Raw genomic sequence first — 5420 nt, forward strand, 5'->3', positions numbered from 1 at the left:
AGCTGCTACTCGAGCCTCTTCCGCTTTACGTGCTGCTTCTAAACGATCTGCTTCAGCCTTACGCGCCGCTTCGATTCGTGCCAACTCAGCTTTACGCACTTCTTCTGCCTTACGCGCTTCCTCAGCTTTGCGTTCAAGCTCGGCTTTTCTAGCTGCTTCAATGCGTTTTGCCTCTTCTGCTTGTCTCATTTCTTCAGCTTTCTTAGCTTCTAGCGCTGCTTTTTCTTTTGCCGCTTGAGCTTCTTGAGCCGCTTTTAATTCAGCAGCCTTCCGATCAGCTTCTGCTTTTTCTGCCATTTTACGCTCAATTTCAGCATGTTTAGCTTCTGCAGCCTTGCGTGCCATTTCTGCCTTTTCCGCAGCTAATTTAGCTTCTTCCGCTTTTTTACGAGCTAACGCTTCCTCAGCTTCTTTTGATTTTTTAAGCTGTGCTTCTTTTTTAGCTTCAGCTGCTACTTTATCACTTAACTTTTTAGTTTCTTCATGAGCAATATTCTCTGCCTGTTTACTAGGTGTCAAAGTAGATTTTGTAGTATCTACAGCACCTTTATTGGCATCTTTACCACCTATAGGGCCTACCGGAATTTGCGTAGCCCCTTGAGTAGGATGACCTAAGCTATCTTTCACATCCTTAGGGACATTAACAGCAATAGTTTGATGTTTTTGAGGATTTGCAAGAGATTCAGGAATTAACAAGAAACGAATCGGCAAGTTAGATGCCCCTGCAGGCATAAAGTTTAATGTTAATAAATCACCTGCATTATAGTTACCCATAAGGCGGCTATCTAAAATGGTCCCTTCCCCCAGTGCAGAAATACCGTCAGCACCGCCTATGTGATATGTACGTGTGTCCGTTTGACCACGACGAGCACCTTGTTGGTGCAATGCTTTCACCGTAAAGGAACCAGAATAGGGACCACCAAGAGGGTTAAAATATAATCTGAATGGCTCATTACCCTTAGTAGGAATTTTTAATGTATAAGATACACCATAGTTACCACGGTCGCGAACAAATGCTTTATTTTGCATTTCGTCTACACCGTTAATAAACATATCTTCACGGTCATTGCCGATTTCCACAAAGGCACCGCCCAATGCCGTATCAAACGGTGTAGTAACCTCCATATTACGCTTAGAACCAGTATAGGTACCACGCAATTGGATTTCATCAATAGGCAAATTTTTCGCCCAATGAGACGCATCAACCGCATCCATGCCCATTGGTAGCATCATAACGCGAGCAAATACAGGCGCTTCCGTTTTAATATCGACAATACCCGTAAACAAAGCATCTTGGTAAACAGGTGTATGTTCTAGATCACTAAAGATTAATTTACGACCTTGAGGTGGAATACTTAATGAATATAATGGTTTAGCATTAGGACTTTCATTAAGAGGCTGCTCTAAATCTTTACGCGACAAATCACGACCAGCCGCGAAATAATCAGGCGTCGCCACAGATTTTAATTGCCGCATTACATGGACAGTATTAGGGTATGCCGTTTGGTTTTCAAGGACGATAGCGATTTTATGAGGCTGATCCATTTCATTTACATGGTAGAAATAGATACGGCCATTGCCATTAATTGTACCTGCACTAAGCGTACCACCTACAGGCCCTACGTATTCAGGGCTATCTGATAGGAGTAATGTATCCGTTTGAGACACCAATGTGGGTGGCAACGGAGAAAACTGAAAATATCCAATTGATTGTAAATCTATATCACGAGCCTCTACATGGCCTGTAAGGGCAGCCATGGCGGCCATGGCCGCAGCTACACAATATCTTGATTTATAAGAAAACATATATTATTACCTCTATATTTCTTCAAGCCCCATCGGGTCATACGTAAGTGCTAATGCTTCAATCTTTTTAAGACGGTGCCCAATGCCCGATTTAGACAATTCCCCATCCATTAATTCTTCCAGCTCTTTCAAACTCGCTTCGGGATTTTCCCACCGAAGTCTTGCAACGATGCGCAATTTTTCAGGTAATTCTTCAATACCGATTTCTCTATCGATAATACGGATAGCTTTTACCTGACGTACCGCTGCATCTACAACCTTCTGTAAATTTGCAGTTTCACAGTTTACTTGACGATTAATCTGATTTCGTACGGTCTTCATGATACGTACGTTTTCAAATTCCATGAGAGCAGATTGAGCGCCCATAATTTGCAAGCAGTTCGTCACTGCATCCCCTTCTTTAAGGTATACTACATACTCTTCCTTGCGCTCCGTTAACCCAGCGTGAATGTGAAAGAGTCGTAACACATGGATAATTTCCCGTGCAAAACTTTCATTACCCGTCATAAACTCTAAGTGATAATCACTTTGTGGTTTATTAACAGATCCGCCCCCTAGGAATGCGCCCCGTAAAAAAGCACGACGAGCCTCCATAGATTTGAGCCAGCTACGTGGAATTTGTTCAGTTACAGGCCATAGTGCAAGGTCTTCTAAAGCTTGACGCCCCTCCATAGATGGTTCTACAGATAAGGTGTACATATTCTTCTTACGCAGGTTTAAACCTTGTCGTACTAATACATTAGTAGGTAATTCGTATTGTTTCTTTAAAATACCTAGCAATCGACGAGCTACCGCATTATTTGCCGTAGCCAATCGAATGCCTACAGCACCTTTCATACCTAAAATGATAGATCCACCCATGCGCAATAAGCAAGACGCTTCAATTTTCATGGCCAAATCTGCATCACTAGAGGATTCATATTGGCATAATTCATTTTTTACATCTTCTGCAAATGACATAGGTATCCCTTCTCATTAATGATCATCTCGTTGAAGATAATATTCTAGGATATGTGGTTCTGTGTTAGATTGCATAGCACGAACGATATCCATAATAACTTTGCCTAACCGTTCTGGATCGTGAACAGCTGGCTTTTTAGAACTAATCAAGGTAGCGCGAATTGTACGAATACCTTTAGCTTGTAATTTTTTCGTATCTAATGCTACAGGTTCAGAACCTACAGCACTATATTGCTCAACCATTTGAATTGGCAATGGGCCGTCATTAGCAAGGACTGTATCTACAATACCTTCACCGCCATGGGCAATAAGAGCCTCTACATGGTCATTTAATGTATAGCCCGTAGTTTCACCTGGTTGCGTCATAACATTAGCAATATAAATTTTATTAGCCTTACTTGCTCGTACATGAGAGGCTAACTTATCTGTTAACAGATTTGGAATAATACTAGTATATAGACTACCCGGACCAAAGATGATTACATCTGCTTCATCGATGGCACGCAAAGCAGCACCTTCTGGTTTAGGCTGTGCAGGTTCACTATAGATACGTTGAATGCGCTTTCCAGAATTTGGAATATTACTTTCACCTTCTACGATAGTTCCATCTGTCATTTCTGCACATAGTTTAATAAACTCCGTAGAGGAAGGAATAACACGACCGCGGACACGCAATAATTTACTAGCCGCTTCGAGAGCCTCCTCCACATCACCATCATAAACTTGAGCGAGTGCTGTAATAAATAAATTACCAAAGCTATGACCAGATAATTCATTTTCCCCTTCAAAACGATAGCGGAATAAGTTTTCCATAACCCCTTCTTGTTCAGCTAGTGCAACGAGACAGTTACGAAGATCACCAGGAGCAATCATTTTAAAGTCTTCCCGCAAACGGCCAGAGGAGCCACCATCATCTGCAACCGTTACGATAGCAGATAGATTAGATGTGTGCGCTTTCAAACCACGCAACAGATTTGATAAGCCCGTACCACCGCCGATAACGACGATTTTTGGACCTTTATCAAGACGAATATTTTGGAAAATAATATCCGATACCTTGCTATCCGGATTTGGTAATACAGCACGAATAATCGTTTTAATAACCTTACTCGTACCGATGAGCATCAGTATGGAACCGATAGATAATAGTACAAACCCAACAGCAATGAGAACATTATAATTGTAAAAGCCCGTTAAATCATAAGAAAAGGCTAGTACAATATCTTCAAGTACGGCTAACCATTGATAGTTAAACATCAAGGAAATGCCGATAATTAATAGACCTACACCAACACCAAACAGGGCAAGCCAACGTTTTATATTTAGGCCCGGAATTAACCACCGGAACCATCCTTTTCGCAACATAAGAACCCCTATCTAGTTATCAAGCGTTTTAATTTCATGTGGATTAAAATCTTCTTCTACATTATTTTTCATCATATCTCGATGTTCAACAGATACACGATATCCCTTTTCAAGCAGATGAGAATATAATGCCTCAGCCATAGCAACAGATCTATGCATACCGCCGGTACAGCCTACAGCTACAATAAATTGAGATTTACCTTCTTGCTCATAATTTGGCACAAGAAAGTCTACCGTATCAAAATAACGTTTTTTGAATTCATCCGTCACTTCAAAAGAATGAATATATTCATTAACAGCTTTTACGCGACCTGTTTTATGACGGAATTCTGGAATATAAAACGGATTTGGTAAGAAACGTACATCCCATACCATATCTGCATCGAGAGGAATACCGTATTTGAAGCCAAAGCTAACCACAGTAATAGCCATGCCATGACCTTCATCGACTTGAGTAAAGCGAGTTTTTAAATACTCTTTAAGACTAGCAGTTTTCATATTCGTAGTATCGATGATGAAGTCTGCTTTATGGCGCACAGAGTTAAGAATTTGACGTTCTTTTTTAAGACCAGTCGTAATCAGCCCATCTGGAGCCAAAGGATGGCTACGACGACTCTCTTTATAACGACGAATTAAGGTTTCATCAGTAGCATCCATAAATACAATTTCAAAATCTACCTTCATATCTTTTAATGTATCAAGAGACGAAGAAAGAGCTTCAAAGAATTCACCACCGCGAATATCGACTACTAGAGCTACACGATTAGTACGCTCCCCACCTTGACGGCAAATTTCACTCAATTTAGGAATAAGCACAGGTGGAATATTATCGATACATAAATACCCCATATCCTCTAAGGCCTGTAGCACTTGAGTTTTACCGGCACCAGACATGCCAGTAACGATTAATAAACGAAAGGCTTCCATAGTTTTACTCCATTATAAAAGATTCTTTTCAATCCAACGGGCCACACCATCTTCATTATGATGACCACAAATTGCATGTGCTACAGATTTCACATGATCAGTAGCATTTTCAACAGCTACTGAATAACCGGTTTTACTGAGCATTGAAATATCATTCTCTGCATTGCCAAAGGATATAATATTCTCTAACCCGATGTGACTATCTAAGGCTAACTGTGCTAAAGCACGCCCTTTAGATACATTCGGTGCAATGATTTCTAAAAAGTCACTTTGGCTGCGAACTAATGTAACTACATCTCCCACCAAAGGCGTTAAGGTATCAATAATTCTATCAATGCCTTCTACAGTATCGATAGCACTTA

Annotated in this window: 5 protein-coding genes; all 5 read right to left on the reverse strand. The window is 40.7% G+C overall.

Annotated elements, in window-relative coordinates; genetic code table 11:
* The coding region (locus Q0F90_RS06820; RefSeq protein ID WP_296004303.1) for an ATPase at window positions 1-1806 on the reverse strand (1806 nt) is incomplete at its 3' end.
* Between the two features lie 12 nt (window positions 1807-1818).
* Window positions 1819-2766 carry a DNA-binding protein WhiA gene (whiA, locus tag Q0F90_RS06825; protein WP_296004304.1) on the reverse strand — a complete coding sequence of 316 codons (948 nt, stop codon included), beginning with the start codon at window positions 2764-2766 and terminating at the stop codon, window positions 1819-1821.
* 15 nt (window positions 2767-2781) lie between these two features.
* On the reverse strand, window positions 2782-4131 hold the full coding sequence (yvcK, locus tag Q0F90_RS06830) for a gluconeogenesis factor YvcK family protein (protein ID WP_296004305.1): 1350 nt from the start codon (window positions 4129-4131) through the stop codon (window positions 2782-2784).
* Window positions 4132-4143: 12 nt separating this feature from the next.
* A complete protein-coding gene (gene rapZ, locus Q0F90_RS06835; protein ID WP_296004306.1) occupies window positions 4144-5058 on the reverse strand; it encodes an RNase adapter RapZ in 915 nt (304 codons plus the stop codon).
* 12 nt (window positions 5059-5070) lie between these two features.
* A partial coding sequence (locus Q0F90_RS06840) for an HAD hydrolase family protein (RefSeq protein WP_296004307.1) occupies window positions 5071-5420 on the reverse strand: 350 nt, incomplete at its 5' end.

This window comes from uncultured Veillonella sp., from assembly GCF_934190855.1.
Taxonomy (GTDB): Bacteria; Bacillota; Negativicutes; order Veillonellales; family Veillonellaceae; genus Veillonella.